Annotated in this window: 19 protein-coding genes and 2 riboswitches; of the genes, 15 read left to right on the top strand and 4 right to left on the bottom strand. The window is 54.1% G+C overall.

Features of this window, described 5'->3' with window-relative positions; genetic code table 11:
- Positions 1-184 precede the first annotated feature (184 nt).
- The 8 genes from L1N82_RS13840 (at position 185) to L1N82_RS13805 (ending at position 7073) form a co-directional block, all read left to right on the top strand.
- A complete protein-coding gene (locus L1N82_RS13840) occupies positions 185-703 on the top strand; it encodes a TRAP transporter small permease (RefSeq protein WP_235288026.1) in 519 nt (172 codons plus the stop codon).
- Positions 700-1998 carry a TRAP transporter large permease gene (locus L1N82_RS13835; RefSeq protein WP_235288025.1) on the top strand — a complete coding sequence of 433 codons (1299 nt, stop codon included), beginning with the start codon at positions 700-702 and terminating at the stop codon, positions 1996-1998. Before L1N82_RS13840 ends, L1N82_RS13835 begins: the two co-directional genes overlap by 4 nt.
- A 58-nt stretch (positions 1999-2056) precedes the next feature.
- Positions 2057-3094: a TRAP transporter substrate-binding protein gene (locus L1N82_RS13830; RefSeq protein WP_235288024.1), complete on the top strand. Its 1038-nt coding sequence runs from the start codon at positions 2057-2059 to the stop codon at positions 3092-3094.
- A 128-nt stretch (positions 3095-3222) separates the two neighbouring features.
- Complete coding sequence (locus L1N82_RS13825; protein ID WP_235288023.1) at positions 3223-5067, top strand: cache domain-containing sensor histidine kinase; 1845 nt, start codon at positions 3223-3225, stop codon at positions 5065-5067.
- Between the two features lies 1 nt (position 5068).
- The gene (locus L1N82_RS13820; protein WP_235288022.1) at positions 5069-5833 is read left to right on the top strand and encodes a response regulator transcription factor; all 765 of its coding nucleotides are present in this window, start codon (positions 5069-5071) and stop codon (positions 5831-5833) included.
- A gap of 16 nt (positions 5834-5849) precedes the next feature.
- Positions 5850-6167, top strand: a complete 318-nt coding sequence (locus L1N82_RS13815; protein WP_235288021.1) for a cupin domain-containing protein — start codon at positions 5850-5852, stop codon at positions 6165-6167.
- A gap of 99 nt (positions 6168-6266) precedes the next feature.
- On the top strand, positions 6267-6389 hold the full coding sequence (locus L1N82_RS13810; RefSeq protein ID WP_235288020.1) for a sporulation protein YjcZ: 123 nt from the start codon (positions 6267-6269) through the stop codon (positions 6387-6389).
- Between the two features lie 186 nt (positions 6390-6575).
- Positions 6576-7073: a CYTH domain-containing protein gene (locus L1N82_RS13805; protein WP_235288019.1), complete on the top strand. Its 498-nt coding sequence runs from the start codon at positions 6576-6578 to the stop codon at positions 7071-7073.
- Positions 7074-7130: 57 nt separating this feature from the next.
- On the opposite strand, the gene L1N82_RS13800 is transcribed toward L1N82_RS13805, so the two are convergent.
- Genes L1N82_RS13800 through L1N82_RS13785 form a run of 4 tightly spaced genes read right to left on the bottom strand, consistent with a single transcriptional unit; the run spans position 7131 to position 9811 of the window.
- Positions 7131-7967 carry an energy-coupling factor ABC transporter ATP-binding protein gene (locus tag L1N82_RS13800; RefSeq protein WP_235288018.1) on the bottom strand — a complete coding sequence of 279 codons (837 nt, stop codon included), beginning with the start codon at positions 7965-7967 and terminating at the stop codon, positions 7131-7133.
- On the bottom strand, positions 7964-8764 hold the full coding sequence (gene cbiQ / locus L1N82_RS13795) for a cobalt ECF transporter T component CbiQ (protein ID WP_235288017.1): 801 nt from the start codon (positions 8762-8764) through the stop codon (positions 7964-7966). The genes L1N82_RS13800 and cbiQ overlap by 4 nt, the downstream gene beginning before the upstream one ends.
- The gene (locus tag L1N82_RS13790) at positions 8748-9050 is read right to left on the bottom strand and encodes an energy-coupling factor ABC transporter substrate-binding protein (protein ID WP_235288016.1); all 303 of its coding nucleotides are present in this window, start codon (positions 9048-9050) and stop codon (positions 8748-8750) included. Before L1N82_RS13790 ends, cbiQ begins: the two co-directional genes overlap by 17 nt.
- Positions 9047-9811 carry an energy-coupling factor ABC transporter permease gene (locus L1N82_RS13785; protein WP_235288015.1) on the bottom strand — a complete coding sequence of 255 codons (765 nt, stop codon included), beginning with the start codon at positions 9809-9811 and terminating at the stop codon, positions 9047-9049. Before L1N82_RS13785 ends, L1N82_RS13790 begins: the two co-directional genes overlap by 4 nt.
- Before the next feature lie 153 nt (positions 9812-9964).
- Positions 9965-10161: riboswitch (cobalamin riboswitch) on the bottom strand.
- A gap of 199 nt (positions 10162-10360) precedes the next feature.
- Positions 10361-10565: riboswitch (cobalamin riboswitch) on the top strand.
- A gap of 215 nt (positions 10566-10780) precedes the next feature.
- On the opposite strand from L1N82_RS13785, the gene cobJ reads away from it, so the two are divergent.
- The 7 genes from cobJ to cobI are packed head-to-tail and all read left to right on the top strand — an operon-like array spanning position 10781 to position 18016.
- A complete protein-coding gene (gene cobJ / locus L1N82_RS13780; protein WP_235288014.1) occupies positions 10781-12499 on the top strand; it encodes a precorrin-3B C(17)-methyltransferase in 1719 nt (572 codons plus the stop codon).
- A 15-nt stretch (positions 12500-12514) separates the two neighbouring features.
- Complete coding sequence (locus tag L1N82_RS13775; RefSeq protein ID WP_235288013.1) at positions 12515-13537, top strand: sirohydrochlorin chelatase; 1023 nt, start codon at positions 12515-12517, stop codon at positions 13535-13537.
- Positions 13534-14322, top strand: coding sequence for a precorrin-6A reductase (cobK, locus tag L1N82_RS13770; protein ID WP_235288012.1), 789 nt, complete (start codon positions 13534-13536; stop codon positions 14320-14322). Before L1N82_RS13775 ends, cobK begins: the two co-directional genes overlap by 4 nt.
- Before the next feature lie 5 nt (positions 14323-14327).
- Entirely contained in the window at positions 14328-14978 is a 651-nt protein-coding gene (locus tag L1N82_RS13765; protein ID WP_235288011.1) for a precorrin-8X methylmutase, read from the top strand.
- Positions 14979-14981: 3 nt separating this feature from the next.
- Positions 14982-16097 carry a cobalt-precorrin-5B (C(1))-methyltransferase gene (locus L1N82_RS13760; protein ID WP_235288010.1) on the top strand — a complete coding sequence of 372 codons (1116 nt, stop codon included), beginning with the start codon at positions 14982-14984 and terminating at the stop codon, positions 16095-16097.
- Complete coding sequence (gene cbiE, locus L1N82_RS13755) at positions 16081-17313, top strand: precorrin-6y C5,15-methyltransferase (decarboxylating) subunit CbiE (RefSeq protein ID WP_235288009.1); 1233 nt, start codon at positions 16081-16083, stop codon at positions 17311-17313. Before L1N82_RS13760 ends, cbiE begins: the two co-directional genes overlap by 17 nt.
- On the top strand, positions 17300-18016 hold the full coding sequence (gene cobI / locus L1N82_RS13750) for a precorrin-2 C(20)-methyltransferase (RefSeq protein ID WP_235288008.1): 717 nt from the start codon (positions 17300-17302) through the stop codon (positions 18014-18016). Before cbiE ends, cobI begins: the two co-directional genes overlap by 14 nt.
- Positions 18017-18044 lie beyond the last annotated feature (28 nt).

Here is an 18044-nt window from a genome sequence, read left to right as displayed (position 1 = left end):
AATGCGGCGAATTTACAAAATTATCATATCTAGTTAACGCTTTCTGTACATTTATGCGTGATAATTGTTGGCTTTCTTCGAGGTAGAAAACAAAAATACTACAACGAAACCACAAAATACTGGGGTGTTCAGTAAATTTGTAAGCCCTTACAATATAACTGACTCATAAAGAGGAGGTGTGCTGGTGGGGAGTAAGCTGTTACGCGGTCTGAGGGCGGCAGCACTTCAAATCGACAAGGCGGTCGAAGCCTTTGCCGTTAGTGCGGTGGCGTTGATGACGATCATTGTTACGGTCCAGGTGATTACGCGAAAGGTGTTTAATTTTGTATTCTTCTGGTCGGAGGAAATTACGCTGCTGCTGCTCATCTGGTTCTCGTTTCTCGGAATCGCTATCGGATTTAGAGAGAAATTGCATTTGGCCATGGATGCGGTAGCCAAGAGGCTACCTGCCGGTTTAAACAAAGCGCTTGATTACATCATTGGTTCTGCTACTTTGCTGTTCGGCGGCTATCTGATTTTGTATGGCTGGGAGTTTACTGTACTGATGCATAACAATACGATGACGGCTACCGACTGGCCGAGCAGCGTCATGTACATCATTATGCCGGTTACCGGACTGATGATTTGTGTTTACACGATTTTGCAGCTGGCTGGGGTGGACACGGTCCGCCACCGGCATCTGGATGAGGAGGTGCAGGAATGAGCGTTACCGGTGCCATGATTTTGCTTGCCGTGTGCTTCTTCGGTTTGATCCTGCTGCGCTTTCCTATTGCGATGGTACTTGCACTTACCTCGCTAATCACGGCCATGGCGCTGGAGATCCCGCTGGCGGTTATTGGCCAGCGTATGGTACAGGGGCTGAACAGCTACGCGCTGCTCGCCATTCCGTTCTTCATTCTTGCCGGTCAGATAATGAGTGAGGGCGGACTCGCTCTTCGCTTAATTAACCTGGCGCAGCTTCTTGTGGGCGCTATCCGGGGCGGGCTGGCTATGGTAAACTGTGTGGCCTGCATGCTGTTCGGCAATATTAGCGGCTCAGCTGCCGCTGATGTCTCATCTGTCGGCTCCGTCATGATTCCGATGATGAAACGCAAAAAATATGATGCCGATTATTCAGTAGCTGTCACATCTGCTGCGGCCATTCAAGGCGTCGTGATGCCGCCGTCCCACAACATGATTTTGTATGCGCTTGCAGCGGGCGGGGTTTCCATTTCAAGCCTGTTCCTTGCGGGGATTATACCGTGTCTGCTGCTGCTCGTCGTATTGATGACAACCTCCTACATTATCGCACGCAAGCGGGGGTATGAGCGGGGGGAAGCCGTCAAACTGAAGGACGTCCCACGAATAATTCTAGATGGCTCCATGTCCTTACTGACAGGCGTCATTATTTTGGGCGGTATTTTCTCCGGCTGGTTTACGGCAACCGAGTCCGGAGCCATAGCTTGTGTCTATGCGTTTATTTTGACCTTCTTCGTATACCGGGATATCCCGCTGTCCCATGTCAAGGTCATCTTCCTGAAGACGTTCCGGACAGTAGCAATGGTGCTGTTCCTGATCGCGGCGTCCAATGCATTTGCGTGGATTCTAACCTATCTGAAGATCCCGGTTATGCTCACAGAACTGCTGCTCAGCATCTCCGATAATCCGGTCATCATTCTTCTGATCTTGAACATACTGCTGCTCATACTGGGCGCGCCGCTTGATATGGCGCCGCTTATTCTGATCATGACACCAATTCTGTACCCGGTCGTCACGGCACTTGGCATGGATCCGGTACACTTTGGCATTGTTCTCATCCTGAACCTGGGAATAGGGCTTATAACGCCGCCTGTTGGTACTGTGCTGTTCGTCGGCTGTGCAATCGGCAAAGTGTCAATTGAACGCGGGACACGAGCGCTCATACCGTTTTTCGTCGTCATGGTTGCTGTATTAATGGTTATCACTTATGTCCCGGCAATCTCACTTTGGCTGCCTAATATGATCAATGGTGGCTCATAGCGGCTGTGCGGGTCATCTGCAGCATGCCGACTAAGTTATTCTGAGAGGGGTAATGAAGATGATTATGCGTAAAATGCTTCAAATGATTGGAGCAGGTGCTGCTGCTGTATTATTAATTACGGGATGCGGAAATGGCGGAGCAGGAGGCAGTATGGAAACTTCCGGGGGAACCGGAGGCAAAGCCGAAGGTGCTACTTACACCTTCCGGCTGGCGGAAGCGCATCCGGCTGATTATCCGACGACCAAGGGAGATATGCGGTTTGCAGAGCTCGTGAAGGAACGCTCCGGCGGACGTATAACTATAGACGTCTTTCCTTCCGCCCAGCTGGGCGAAGAGAAGTCGGTCATCGAGCAGGTGCAGCTCGGGGCAATTGAATTTACCCGCGTCAGCACTGGTCCAATGGCCGAATTCAACAAGGACTTCGGGGTGTTCAGCCTCCCGTATATCTTCGATAACGATGACCATGTCTGGAGTTTCCTGCTTAGCGACGCAGGCACCGGGCTGCTGGATAGCCTGGAGTCATCGGGCATGAAGGGGCTTGCTTATTATAGTTCTGGCTCAAGAAGCTTCTATTCATCCAAACCGTTAACGAAGCTTGAAGATTTGAAGGGCATGAAGATACGCGTCATCGAGAACAAGCTGAACATGGATATCATGGAGGCGCTGGGCGCAAGTGCGACACCAATGCCTTACGGCGAGGTGTACAGCTCGCTGCAGACGGGTGTAATTGATGCGGCGGAAAACAACTATCCAAGCTATTATTCCAGCAAGCATTACGAGGTAGCCTCTCATTATCTTCTTGACAGCCACCAGCGTGTGCCTGAGGTTCTGCTGATCTCCAAGCAGGTCTGGGATAAGCTGTCGGCTGAGGATCAGGAGATTATCCGTCAGGCGGCGCTCGATTCCATTGAATACCAGCGTGAAGAGTGGGCGAAGTATGAGCAGGAGTCCGAGGAGAAGGTCCGCGAGGGCGGCGCAACGATTACGGAAATTTCCGATTTTACACCGTGGAAGCAGGCAGTAGCCCCGGTTATTGAGAAGTACCGCAGCCAGTATCAGGAAGTCCTGGACGCAATCGAAGCGGCCAGACCTTAAGCTGCTGTATCCCTTGGCGGCCCGCTAGACGGTGCCGCCAACTCCAGGTTTAGAGGAAGGAAACGGACACCCCCGCGGAGAACATCTACTAAATACAGTTGTACTACTTGAGTGGTGGTGAGCGTATAGTGACTGTCATAACCCAGCATCGCAGAATGCGCAGACTGCTTAGTAAGCTGCTGCTGCGCGACCGTCCGCTCATGACTAAGCTGATGGTGTTCTCCGCATTTCTAGTTGCGATACCAATGCTTTGTGCCGGTTTAATTACCTATCGGCATTCCTCTATAACACTGGAGAGAGAAGCCAAGCAGTACAGCTGGCAGGTTATTGAACAGGTGAAGCATTATGTGGAGGACTATTTTCGCGATTTCGAAATCAACTCGCTGCGCATCGTGAACCATCCGGAAACGGCAGCCTTCATAAGAAGCCAAGCGAGGGAAGCAGAGCCGGATGAGGAGCTTACGCAACGTGTACGGAATGTGCTGAAAAATTCGGCCTATACGCGTTCGGATGTTGCCAATATGACGCTCCTGGTCCATAACGGGATGAACAGGATTGATTCCAATGACCAGCCCGGTGTTTCCTCTGTCCTTGAGCTTCCGGGCGAGTACTGGTACGGCAGCGTATCACCTGCCGGCAAGCCTAAGGTATACAGCAGGCTGGTGGAATGGAAGGGAAGAGTGGAACCTGTCATATCGGTCGTAAAGGGGATTGCCAATCCGCGGGATCTAAGCCCGTTCGGCATGCTCGTTATTGACCTCAATTATAAGCGCTTACAGGATGTGGCGCGAAAGGTAAGGCTGGGCCAATCGGGGAGCGGCTATCTGTTCATCCTGGATGAACGGGATCATTACATCTATCATCCGGATTATGCCCGGATCGGCACGAGGGCCGAGCAGGCCATTTTACAGGCGGCAGGCCAACAGCTCAGCGGTTCGGCTGTCACAGCAGCGGATACAGAAGGCTCCCCGCGCCAGCTTCTGACCTTCAGCACGAGTGAGGCGCTTGGCTGGCGAATGTTCACTTCCATACCCTATACAGATCTAATGGCAAGCAGATCCTACATTGGCCGTACCATCGTCATTACGTCAGCCGCATTCATTCTGCTGGCTTATGTCCTCAGCTTCGGATTTGCCGCCAGCCTGGTCCGGCCGGTGCGCCGTCTGTACCAGTTCATGAAACGGGTGGAGATTGGTGATTTGAAGGGGAGTGTGGAGGTGGAGTCGAAGGATGAGATCGGGAAGCTGTCAGCTGGTTTCAATAAGATGGTGTCACGGCTTCATGAGTTGCTGGAGGAGGTCTACTTCTCCAAGCTAAGAGAAACCGAAATGTCCCTGCGGCAGAAGGATACTGAGCTCAAAATGCTGCAGGCCCAAATTAACCCGCATTTTCTGTACAATGCACTGGAGACGATCCGGGGGATGGCTCTGGAGCATGACCGTGACGATATCGCCAGCATGTCCGCATCACTATCGCGGCTGCTTCGGTACAATGTTAAGGATGATTCGCCTGTTGTCACTCTGCGTCAGGAACTGGAGGTTGCCGAGGTTTATCTTAAAATTCAGTCGTTCCGATTTGAAGACCGTTTGTCCTATGACTTGAGTATTCCACAGCAGGCCCTTGAATTCCCTGTGCCCAAGTTCACGCTGCAGCCTCTGATCGAGAACAGTATTGTCCATGGGCTTGAGCCGGAGGCAGGAGGGATAAGGATAAGCATTACAGCAGAGCTGCTGCGGGAAGATGCTTATATCCTGACGGTATCCGATACAGGAGCAGGCATGGCACCCGAACAAGTGACACAGTTCATGAAGGCGGACGAACAGCCTAGGGGCCATATCGGAATCCGGAATGTTCAGCTAAGAATCCGGCATCTGTTTGGTGAGCCGTATGGACTGGATGTTGCAAGCCAGCGCGGAATAGGAACAGAGATTAAGCTGGTTCTGCCCTGTAAACATGATAGGAGGGTGATATGACTTGACCGCCCATCAGATTTTGTTAGTGGAGGATGAAAGGTGGGTGCGCACAGCGCTCCGGAAGGTTATTGAAAAATCCGGCATGCCCTTTAAGATTGCACATGAGGCAACTAATGGAATGGAAGCTTCTGATTGGTTAAGCGGCAACGAGGTAGATCTGGTGGTCACTGATATCCGAATGCCGGTTATGGACGGCTTGGAGCTGCTGAAGGAAATTCGCAGCCGGAGGATGCGTACCGATGTCATTATTGTAAGCGGCTATGACGATTTCTCTTATGCACAGGAGGCGCTGCGGCAAGGGGCTGTTGATTATTTTGTTAAGCCGGTAGAGGTAGATGATATTAACCGCTGCTTTACCAGCTGGCTTGGCCGACTGCCTCGCGCGGCGCTAAGAGACGACGGGAAGCAGCCTCCAGTGGAAGACATGTCACCGGTAGAGCAGGTGCTCTACCGGATCGCGAATGATCCGCAATCCCCCATGACCATGGCGGAAGCAGCGGCTTCGGTACACTTGAATCCAAGCTATTTTTGCAAGCTGTTCAAGCAGAAGACAGGCAGGACCTTTACAGATTATATAACGGAAACGAAGGTAGCCGAAGCGGTCCGGCTGCTGGAGAAGACATCGCTCAGAGTGAGCGAAATTTCAGCTAGGCTCGGTTATACGGATGCCGCCTATTTCACTCATACCTTCAAGCGGATTACCGGCCTGACGCCGAGCGATTGCCGAAGGCAAATTGAGGGAGTCAAGGGAGCTGCACGATTATAGAGAGGAGATGAATTTCATGAGCGAGTCAGCACAATGGGAAGCGGCGGAGCCAGGTGTGAAACGGAGGATTTATCCCCCCGGAACAAGCTTGATGATGATGGAGGTTCATTTTGAGGAAGGGGCCGAGGGATATTTGCATGCTCATCCCCATGAGCAGCTCAGCTACTGCCTGAGGGGAAGCCTGGAGTTTTCGGTCGATGGGGAGAAATCAATAATCCGCGCAGGAGAGACCATTGTCATACCGGGCGGTGCGGTTCACGGAGTAGTCGCGCTCGAGCCTTCTGCTCTTCTGGACTGCTTTACGCCGCTGCGGGAGGATTTGCTGAAGCGATAACTAATCATAGAGCGATCCGTCAAAATAGTCATGCGTCCACGCGCCGGGCATCCCGGCAGCATAACTTATCGTATAACACCACAAAGGAGGAATGGTCAAATGGCATACGGAGCAGCAGGAGTAGGAACAGGTGTAGGTGCAGGGATGTGGACGTCGACTGGCGCGATTCTGGTTCTGTTCATTTTGCTTGTTATCATCTCACGTACAGGTTTCGGCGTCTAAGTAATCGGGTAATATAATGTCGTGCCCTGCCTGCAGGACACGACAGAAAGCGGCTGCCTGTCTGGGCGGCCGCTTTCTTGATTTTATTGCGAACATTCTGAGTGTTCCTTAATTGGAGTTTCGCGCCATTGGCGACTATAATAATAAAATTACATAATGACTTAAGTTTGCAGAGGAGACGAACGAATGGCGCTAGAAATTGAGAAGAAATATTTGCTGACTAAGCCGCTGCAGGAGATTGTGGAGGAGCAGGATCTCAGAATCGTGTCGGAGCAGCGGATCGAACAGACCTATCTTGCTATCGATGCCGGGCAGGAGCTGCGGATTCGCAGGATCAAGGATCTGGGAACTGGAGAGGTTACCCATACGCATACCTTCAAGAATGGCAGCGGGCTCGTTCGCGAAGAAATCGAATACAGCATTTCAGCGGGAATCTATGAGCAGGTTGCCAGTGCTGTTGACGCTGTGGCGCTGACCAAAAACCGGATCACTGCCGACTGGAAGGGGCGGCTCGTGGAAATCGACATCTACGATCAGCTGGAGCTTACAGTTGTGGAGGTGGAATTTGCTACTGAAGAGGAGGCGCTGGCGTTCACCGCTCCCGATTGGTTTGGACCGGATATCAGCGCCGAGAAGAAATACAGCAACAAGACGGTGTGGAAACAGCTTCAGGAGCAGCGTTAAAGGCTAGGATGATTAGCTTTGTGTTGTAAAAATGGCTGCCTGCTGCGTCTTTCCGGTCTAGGATCGGGCATACGCAGCAAGCAGCCTTTTCATTTCCTTCCGGCAGCGCGGTGGAGTATCTCCTCTTAACTCCTCCGGAAGTGTATTCCAGAGATCCAGCAGCAGCGGCACGGGCGTCTGCATACGCTGCATCAGAGCGTAATCCCCGAATATCTCCGCTGGAGTGCCTTCTGCGATACACTGGCCCTCCTGCATGACGATGACCCAGTCAGCCCACCTGTATGCCAGATCGGTATCATGCGTTGCCATAACGACGGTCATCCCCTCCTTATGTACCCGTTCCAGCTCATCCAGCAGACGCTGTTCAGAAGCCTGATCGAGATAAGCGGTCGGCTCATCCAGCAGCAGGAGCTCCGGCTCCATGACAAGGATGCCGGCAAGTGCGACCTGTTTTTTTTGCCCCAGGCTTAAGTGGTGTATAGGAGTGTCTGCTATGGGATCGAGGTTCATGGCAGTTAACATACGAGCGGTTCGCCTGTTGAGCTCCGCTTCGCTAATACCAAGGTTCCTGAGGCCGTAAGCCATGTCTTGTCTGGGTGTAGCAAGAATCAGCTGCTGCTCTGGATCTTGAAATACAAGACCGATCTCCCGCCGGAGCTCCTTCAGATCCCGGGAGCGGTAGGATAATGGACTGTTCTTCCACAGCAGCTGTCCTTCAACGGGACGGTGAATGCCGACCGCATGCAGCAGGAAGGTTGATTTGCCTGAGCCGTTATGGCCGTACAGCACGGTCCGCTTGCCCGCGGGAACACGGAATGACAACCCGCGGAGCGCACTGCCGGAGGATGCAGGGTATGTATAATGCAGTTGGCGGGCTTCGAGTAAGGCAGTCATGGCCAGACCTCCAAACGAATTGTGATTTCAAGCAGCAGCAGCACTGCCACTCCTCCTATGATCTCCAGCTTGTACCGTCCCGGGATAGCTCCCATACGAAGAGAGGGCAGCGGGATATGCCCGTCATAGCCGCGCGCGGTGAGCCCTTGGTGCAGCATATGGTACCTGCGCATGGATGAGGTGAACAAGTGCACCGCCAGCATAGCGGTATCATTCAGCCTGCCCTTCAAGCCGTTGTGTCCGCCTCGTGCTTGCTGTGCCGTCTTCATATCTGCTGCCTCCAGCCACAGAATGAAGATGAACCGGTACATAATCATGATCAAATCCAGCACGACGGAAGGAACACGCAGTTTTTTAAGAGCAGCCAGCAGCTCGGGAACCGGCACGGTAAGGATGACCATGTAGCTGCTGGCAAGGCAGGCCAACATGCGTGTGAAAGCTTCCCAGGCGGTCTGAATACCGGAGGAAGTCAGATAGATGGACCTGCCATAAATGTGAAAAAGGCGGAAGTGCTCCGCCTTCTCCTCTGCTGCAGCTGACCCGATTTCCACGATAATGGCAGGTAATCCGGCTGCAAAGAATAGACAGGCTGCGCCCGTCATAAGCATATAAAGTCTGGCGGGCACACCGGCATAGCCGATAGTCCAGACTGCCGCCCAGATCAGGATGAGCAGCCTGACAGCAGGATGAGACAGATAGGCACCCAAGCCAAGCAGCGCCCCGAAGCCGCAGAGCAGGGCGGGGGGGAGTGGTCGAAGCCGGTTATGATGGGAGACTGCGTCAATTTGTCTGATCATGGCTGCGCGATTTGGCTCTTCCCCTCAGACGGCCGGCTGCATAACCAATGAATCCGGCGCCAATGGCGGCCTGCAGCGCAAAGAGCATGCTCTCCGTTTCGGCAGGTGGCTCCATAAGCGGGGTAAACCATGGTTCATACGCCGGTTCGATTGCAGTAATCATCTCTTCCGCTTCTCCGTCTGCACCGCCAAACTCGGCATCAACGGCTAGCAGCGGAACTATGCAGATTAACAGGACCGCAGCCAGTATTAGCAAGGCCTTGGTGCTGAATTTTAAGTTCTTCATGCCTGTTTGCCTCCTCTCAAACGGTTCAGCAGCGTAAGCTCTTCTGCACTATTGGCCTTTAGCCAGTTCCAGACGAGCAGGGTAAGCAGTCCCTCGGTAATAGCAAGGGGTACCTGTGTAACAGCAAAGATGCTGCCAAACTTCGCAAGGGAAGCCAGAAATCCGCCACTCTCCGCCGGGAAAGCAAGTGCGAGCTGGACGGAGGTTACCACATAGGTAGTCAGGTTAGCGGCTGCTGCAGCTGTAAAAACCGCCAGTCCCTGCCTGCCTGTAGCGGCTGACAGCAGCTTGTACAAGGCATAGCCGGCGGCAGGCCCGGCAACCGCCATAGAAAATGCATTGGCTCCGAGTGTCGTGATGCCGCCATGCGCCAGCAGAACAGCCTGGAACAGCAGAACCACGGAGCCCAGCACGCTCATCGGCAGAGGCCCAAACATAACGGCGCCTAGTCCTGTCCCGGTCGGATGCGAGCTGCTGCCTGTTACGGATGGGAGCTTCAAGGCTGACAGTACAAAGGTGAAGGCTCCGGCCAGGCCAAGCATTAGCTTGAGCTCGGGTGTATTCCTGGTGATTCGGACCAGTGCTCTTGTGCCGAGCAGGAAGAAGGGAATAAAGACGGCCCACCAGAACAGGGCCCATACCGGAGGCAGGAAACCCTCCATGATATGCATGGCATATGCAGTTTGGGGCGAGCCCGACCATAAATAAAAGGCTAATCCCGCTGCAAGCAGCACAAATGAGTAAGACTTGCGTGACTTCATCTTCGTCCTCCTTTCGTAATTTATTCCAAGCACGGTTCCAAATAAAAAAGCCAATCCGCCCGGATTGGCTTGGTACGCGTGAAAGCAGCCGGCCCGCCATGAACGAAACAGGCGCCGGTTGCGGCTCGCATACCTCTCCTCTCCGCGAAGGAAGCTGGTACTTCCGATCAGGTAGGTCTCCTGGCTTACGGATCGGCGCTTAACTCCGTCTTCCCCAGCCTGAAGCTGAGTGACATATCTGGAGGCAAGCTACCCGTTTACAGTGGCGGGACCGCTCGGGATTTGCACCCGATTCCCTGTTACCCTTGGCCTCTGGTTGAGACGAAGGCACCTGATCGTATGGTCTGCTGAAGCTGGTAATAACTGCGGTATTATGAATTCGCTCCGCTTGACAAATATCCTTCTGACAGGCTCAAATTTCTTGTCGGGCAGTAGTAGGCCTGGAATCTTTTGTTGCTTAATCTGCCGTGATGCTCTAATATTTTCATAGAGTTCAAGAGTAATCAGAGCTGATAGATCAGCCTGGCAGCAGGCTTAATTAAATAGCAAGGCATTCACTAAGATACAGGTTCCAGAGTGATTCCATCAAGGGACACTCGGATTAATAGGGAAGTCGGTTCAAATCCGACACGGTCCCGCCACTGTGAAGGACAAGGGCATCAGCCCTAAAGCCACGGCATGAAGCCACTGGGAAACCGGGAAGGCGCCGTCGGCAGTCTGAAGTCAGGAGACCTGCCTGTTATCGAGCTGCATCAATTCTGCGAGGAACGGGATGGTGTGCGATGCGAGTGCCGCTCAACAAACGGCTCCCTGCCGGGTGCAGCTCATATGCTGCAGATGCTTGTGTCAGGGGTACAGGAAGCAATGTCGTGTTGACCGGTCCAGCATCCCGCCTTCCGGGCGGGGTGCTTTTTTGTGCCCTTTTTAGCCGAAGACGGCTGGAGTGGGAGCATATAGGAGGGACGCGTAATGAGAGGGAAATTGTTAATTGTCGGCTTCGGGCCGGGCAGCTTTGAACATATTACGAAACGGGCAAGGGATGCAATAGCCGAAAGTGATGTCGTTATCGGCTACAACACTTACGTGGATCTTATCAGTGGTCTGCTTACCGATCAGCAGCTGGTCCGTACTGGGATGACGGAGGAGGTCAGCCGCGCACAAGAAGCGGTAAGGCAGGCAGAGCAGGGCAAGAAGGTCGCTGTGATCTCAAGTGGCGACGCTGGGGTATACGGGATGGCAGGCCTTGTATATGAAGTGCTTGTCCAGAAGGGCTGGGACGCCAAGTCTGGCGTCGAGGTTGAGGTAATTCCCGGCATTTCGGCTATTCAATCAACGGCTTCACTGCTTGGCGCCCCGGTCATGCATGATGCGTGTACCATCAGCCTTAGCGATCACTTGACACCTTGGGCAGTGATTGAGAAGAGGATTCAGGCAGCGGCTGAGGCGGATTTTGTTATTGCCCTGTATAACCCCCGCAGCGGCAGGCGGACGAGACAGATCGTTGAAGCGCAGTCCATTCTGCTCAAGCACCGCAGCCCGGATACCCCTGTAGGCATCGTGAAGAGCGCCTATCGTGACAGGGAGCATGTCGTGGTGACCACGCTCGCCCATATGCTTGATTTTGAGATTGGCATGCTGACAACGGTGATTATCGGCAATTCAACAACGTTCCTGTATGACGGTCTAATGATTACGCCGCGCGGCTATCAGCGTAAATACACGCTGGATTCCGACGTGCAGCCGCTGCGGCCTCATGAGCGGCTGCGGACTGAGGCTGAGCCTTGGTCGCTCAATGCGGCTGAGGAAGCAAGAGCGCAGGGCGGCAATGGCGAGGACACAGAGACAGCAGAGACAGCAGGAACTTCTGATTCTGCCGACAACAAGGACAGGGGGCAGCTGGATTCAGCTTCAGGCCGGGAACAGCAGGCAGGCGGCACAGCCTACGAACTTGCATCCGAGGCACTGCAGCTAGTATCCCGGCGGACGGGAAGACCGGCAGTGCCGGCCGCATCGGCAGCGCCAGACCCTCTATTCCGCCAGGAGGAAGTGCTCGAGTTTGCCGTTAGTCCCGGTGTTGCCTCTAAGAAGCTCTCACCTGAACAGCTCATGCTAATTGCCGAGGCTGCAGGGGAGCGCGGGGAAGTTGAATATACGACTCAGCATCAGCTGATTTTGCGCGTGCCGACATCTGATCCTGAAGCGGTGACTGGCAAGCTGCGTGAGGCGGGCCTGCTGTTAATGCCGCTTGGCGATGTGGCGCTCGTAAAGGCTTGTGACTTCTGCAACGGCGAGAAGGACGAATCCATCCCGTATGCCGAGCAGCTGGCAGCGGCCTGGAATGGGCGAAGGATGCCCAAAGAATTGAAGATCGGCTTCAACGGCTGTGGCATGGCCTGCTATGGAGCTGTTCACGATGATATTGGAATTATTTACCGAAGGGGTAAATTTGATCTCTTCCTGGGTGCAAAGCCTGTCGGCCGCAATGCCCACGCGGGGCAGCCGGTTGCAGAAGGCATAGAGCCATCGGAGCTGGTGGCAACAGTTGAGCGTATTGTTGCAGCTTATGCGGAGCATGGGCATCCGAACGAGCGTTTCCATAAGTTTTTTAAGCGAGTCAAGAAGGTTGCCGGCTATGAATACAGGGAAGTGCCTGTATTAGTCATTGAAGACGCGGTATGCGGAGATTAAGGGGGCAGGCATTATATGGAAGCAGTGCTATTCGTGGGACATGGCAGTAAAGACAGCGCGGGCAACAATGAGGTGCGCGCAATAATAGAGGCTATACGGGGCAAGCTGGATGTCCCGATTGTGGAGACCTGTTTTCTGGAATTTGAGCCGCCAGGCTTAGTCAGCGGTATGGAAGCATGTGTGCGCCAGGGTGCAACCCGGGTTGGTATTGTACCGATTATGCTGTTTACAGCCGGGCACGCCAAAATCCACATTCCGGCTGCGATAGATGATATGAAATTGAAATATCCGAATGTGTTGTTTGAATACGGTCGACCGATCGGTGTTCATGAGCTGGTCCTGACAATCCTGCAGGAAAGAATGACCGAGGGAGGTTATGACCGGCTCGGAGAGCAGGCTCCCGCAATTGGCGGAGCTGAAGGCAGAAGCCATTCGGATGTGGCGGTGCTGGTTATCGGCCGGGGAAGCAGCGATCCCGATGCGAACAGCGACCTGTTCAAGATGTCCCGGCTGCTGTGGGAGCGTCTTGATGTAAAACTTGTGGAGACGGCTTTCATTGGCGTCACGGCGCCGCTCATGGACGAAGGAGTGGAACGCTGTCTCAAGCTGGGTGCCAAGCATGTCTATATATTGCCTTATTTTCTGTTTACCGGCGTGCTGATCAAGCGTATGGAGAAGTTTGTTGAAGACCTGCGGAGTCAGTATCCGGACAATGCTTTTACACTTGCGCCTTATTTCGGTTTCCACCCGATGCTCCAGGAGGTTCTGAGGGAACGGGCGATTGAGGCCTTAAGGGGCGAGGCGAAAATGAACTGCGCGACCTGCCAGTACAGAATTGCGGCGATGGAGCATATCGACCATCATCACCATCATGATCATGAGCACGGACATGACCACCATCACCACAGCCATGATCATGAACATGAGCATCACCAACATAATCATCATGTTCACAATCATCATCATGATCATGAGGAAGAGCATGTTCATGAACATAATCGGGATGAGAAGGTCCTGATCCGGGTGGTGAAGCCGTGAGCGGAAGAAATCTGCTGCTGCTGGCGGGAACCGGCGACGCCAGGGAGCTGGGTGTTCGCATTGCGGCCAGCGGCTGGAGTGTGACGGCATCCGTTGTTACCGAGAGCGCGGCAGCCTCGCTGGAAGCAGCCGGGATTCCAGCCCGGACGGGCAGATTGGATGCGGATGGCATGGCTAAGCTAACTGGTGAACTCAGCGCAAGGGTCATTGTGGATGCGAGTCATCCTTTTGCCGAGGAGGCCTCCAGGAATGCGATAGCGGCAGCTTCCGCAGCAAAAGTGCCCTACATCCGTTATGAACGTGCCAGCCGCTCATATCATGACCATCCCAATGTGACGGTTGTGGATGACTATGCAGCAGCGGCTGAGCTTGCGGCAGAGCGCGGCGGAGTCATTATGCTGACAACCGGCAGCAAAACGCTGGGCATCTTCACGGAGCGCCTGCTGGGACGTCCGGATATCAGGCTGATAGCCCGCATGCTGCCTCGTAAAGATAACATGGAGAAATGCGAAGAGCTTGGCGTCGAGCAAAAGAACATTATTGCCATGCAAGGTCCTTTTTCCAAGGAGCTGAACAAGGCGTTATTTGACCAATATGGAGTCACGCTGATGATTACGAAGGAGAGCGGCAAGGAAGGCGCTGTCGATGACAAGCTGGAGGCTGCCCTGGAGATGGGGCTTGAAACCATCGTGATCGGTCGTCCGGTGATCGATTATGGTACGGTGGTATCCGGATTCGAGGACGTGCTTTCCAAGCTCGAACCACTTTATAAGAATAAGGAGTGAAGTAAATGGATTTCAAGACCGAGTTTAAACCGCTCAGCATTCAACCGCAGGAAATTGAAGCCAAGAGCTTTGAGATTATTGATGAGGAGTTTGGCGAGCATTCGTTTACAAGCGAGCAATACCGGGTGGTGCAGCGAGTTGTTCATGCCTGCGCTGACTTTCAGCTGGGCCACAGCATGATTTTCCATCCGGATGCCGTGCGGTCTGGCATTGAGGCTGTTCGCAGCGGCAAACTGGTCGTTGCAGATGTCCAGATGATCCAGGCGGGCGTCAGCAAGCCGCGGATTCAGGCGTTCGGCGGCGATGTGAAGGTATACATATCTGATCCTGATGTGATAGAGGAAGCGAAGCGGCTGAACACTACCCGGGCCATTATCTCGATCCGCAAGGCGATTAAGGAAGCGCCGGGCGGCATCTTCGCCATAGGCAATGCGCCGACTGCGCTGCTCGAGCTGATCCGTCTTGTGAAGGAAGGGGAGACCAAGCCCGGTCTAGTGATCGGCATGCCTGTAGGCTTCGTATCCGCTGCGGAGTCAAAGGAAGAGCTGGCTAAGCTGGATATTCCCTTCATAACCAATGTAGGCCGCAAGGGCGGCAGTCCGGTCACGGTGGCAGCTCTTAATGCTATTACGCTGATGGCGCAGCAGCAGGATTAAACGATGAGCAAGGAGCAGGCGGCGGATAAACCGCTTCGTTATGGATATACGACCGGCTCCTGTGCGACGGCAGCCACGAAGGCTGCCCTTCTGTCGCTTATCCTGCAGGAGCCGCATTACCGGGTTGATATTCGGCTGCCAATCGGAGAGGAAGCTTCATTCGTTATGAGTGAATGCCATTATGATGAAGCTGAAGCAGCAGCCGGCACGATCAAGGATGGCGGGGATGACCCGGATGCAACGCACGGAGCGTTAATCCGGTCGAAGGTATCCTGGCTTTCGGAGCCGGGGATCGAGCTGGACGGCGGCGAAGGAGTAGGCCGGGTTACAAAGCCGGGCCTGCCGGTTGATGTCGGGCTTGCCGCCATTAACCCTGTGCCAAGACGAATGATAATTGAGACCGCGCAAGCCATTTTGGACGAATACGGCTTGGAAAGCCGAGGCATCCGAATCGAAATTTCCGTACCCGGCGGGGAAGAAATCGCGAAGAAAACATTGAATGGCCGCCTGGGCATTATTGGCGGCATTTCCATTTTGGGGACGCGGGGAATCGTGGTTCCCTTCTCGACATCAGCATATAAGGCAAGCGTAGCCCAAGCGATCCGGGTTGCTGCTGCGGGCGGCTGCACGCATATTGTGCTATCCACCGGCGGACGCAGCGAGAAGACCGGTATTGCATTATACCCTGATCTGCCGGAAGAGGCCTTCGTCGAGATGGGGGATTTCATCGGTTTTGCCCTGCAGATGTGCAAGCGCCAGCCGGAGGTGCAGAAGGTGACGCTGGTGGGCATGATGGGCAAGTTCTCGAAGCTTGCGCAGGGCGTGATGATGGTTCATTCGAAGAGCGCGCCGGTCGACTTTGGTTTCTTGGCCGGTGCCGCCCGGGATGCGGGCGCACCGGAGGAGGAAGTCGAGTTTGTGCGAACTGCGAATACGGCTGCTCAGGTTGGCGACAGGATGGCGGAGCTGGGGATTTCAAGCTTCTTCGATATCCTGTGTGAGTCCTGCTGCCGACAGTCGCTTCAACAGGTGAAGGGCGGGCTGGAGATTGAGACGGTGCTCTGCACGTTAAAAGGGGAACTGCTGGGAAGGGTGTGTATAGATGGAACAACCGGTTAAGGTGATCGGGATTGGCGATGATGGCGCTTCAGGCCTGCTTCCCCAGTATTTGAACTGGATTAAGGAGAGCAGCCTGCTTGTTGGCGGTGAGCGTCAGCTGGCATTTTTCCCGGATTACAAGGGTGAGAAGCTGGTCATTAAAGGCGGGCTGTCGGAGCTTGCGGGAAAGCTTCGTGCTGAATCGCGGAATACCGTGGTTCTGGCTTCGGGCGATCCGCTGTTCTACGGTATTGGCGGGTATCTGGCAAAGCAGATCAAAGCGGAGATTTACCCGCAGCCAAGCTCGCTGCAGCTGGCATTCGCCAGAATGGGCGAAAGCTGGCAGGATGCTTCTATTGTGAGCATTCATGGCCGCAGCATGAAAGGCTTGGCACAGCGGATCGACGGACACAGCAAAGTAGCTGTACTGACAGACGAGGTCAACAGTCCGGGTGCGCTTGCCGCCTATCTGCTTGAGTACGGCATGACTGAATATCGCGCCTATGTGGCCGAAAATCTTGGCGGAGCGGATGAGCGGACAGGCTGGTACGGGCTTGAAGAGATGCAATCCGCTTCGTTTGCCCCATTGAACATCGTTATTCTTAGACGGGAAGGTGAGTCACCGGTATGGCCGCTTGGCATACCCGATGAACGGTTTGCCCAGCGAAAGCCGGACAAGGGCCTGATTACGAAGCGGGAAATTCGTGTGCTCAGTCTGGCGCAGCTGCAGCTGAATTCCAAGAGCGTGGTTTGGGATATAGGCACATGCACCGGGTCGGTAGCGATAGAAGCGGGCCGTATTGCTAGAGAAGGTTCAATATTTGCGGTGGAGAAGAACCGCGACGACCTTGAGAACTGTCTGGCGAACAGCCGCAAGTTCCGGGTGGATCTTACCGCGGTTCACGCTAAGGCTCCGGAGGGACTGGATGGCTTCCCGGACCCGGATGCAGTGTTCATCGGCGGCAGCGGCGGCGAGCTCCGCGCACTCCTTCATATCTGCTGCAGCCGGCTGCGGCGCGGAGGCCGGATTGTCATGAACGCCGCCACACTTGAGAACATGTCTGAAGCGATGAAGGCGCTTAAGGAAGAGGGCATGGAGGTCATGGTTACTCTGGCCCAAATTTCCCGCAGCAAACCGATACTGGATATGACAAGGCTCGAGGGGCTGAACCCGGTCTTCATTATAACCGCATTTCGCAGCAGCCAAGAGGAGGAGACAGCATATGACGGAAGCTAAGCCTGGCATATTATACGGTCTTGGGGTAGGACCAGGTGACCCGGAGCTTATTACAGTCAAGGCGTTCCGGGTCATGAAGGAGAGCGCTGTTATCGCATACCCGAAGAAGCGCTCGGGCAGCAAGAGCTATGCGCTTGAGATTGTAGAGGCTTACATAAATCCGGCGGAGAAGCTGATGCTGGGTCTTGTTTTTCCAATGACTAAGGATCAGGAGACCCTGGACCGCCAGTGGAATAAGGCTGTTGAGCAGGTGTGGGAGCAGCTTTGCGAGGGGCATGATGTGGCTTTTGTCACGGAAGGCGACCCGATGCTGTACAGCACCTTTATTCATATGATGCGGCTGATGAAGGAGCGTCATCCTGAGGTGGAGGTTCGAACTGTTCCAGGCATTTCCTCCATTAATGGTGCCGCATCCCGGCTGAATTTGCCGCTGGCTGATGGCGATGAGCAGATTGCCATCGTTCCGGCAACGAATGATTCAGCCGCCATGAGGAAAGCGCTGCTGGAGCATGATTGCGTTATTTTCCTCAAGGTATCCAAGGTGCTTAATCCGATGATTGAGCTGCTGGGCGAATTGGGGCTGAAGGAGAAGGCAGCGGTATTGTCCAAGGTCACTTCGGGAGAGGAAATGGTCTGGACACGGGTGGGTGAGCTGCTGGACGCCGATCCGGGATATTTAACGCTGATGATTGTTCGTAAATAGAAGGCTGATTGAGCTGTACTGCAGGAGT

The organism is Paenibacillus tarimensis, from assembly GCF_021532315.1.
GTDB lineage: Bacteria > Bacillota > Bacilli > Paenibacillales > Paenibacillaceae > Paenibacillus_I > Paenibacillus_I tarimensis.
This window is presented reverse-complemented; position numbering and strand designations above follow the sequence as displayed.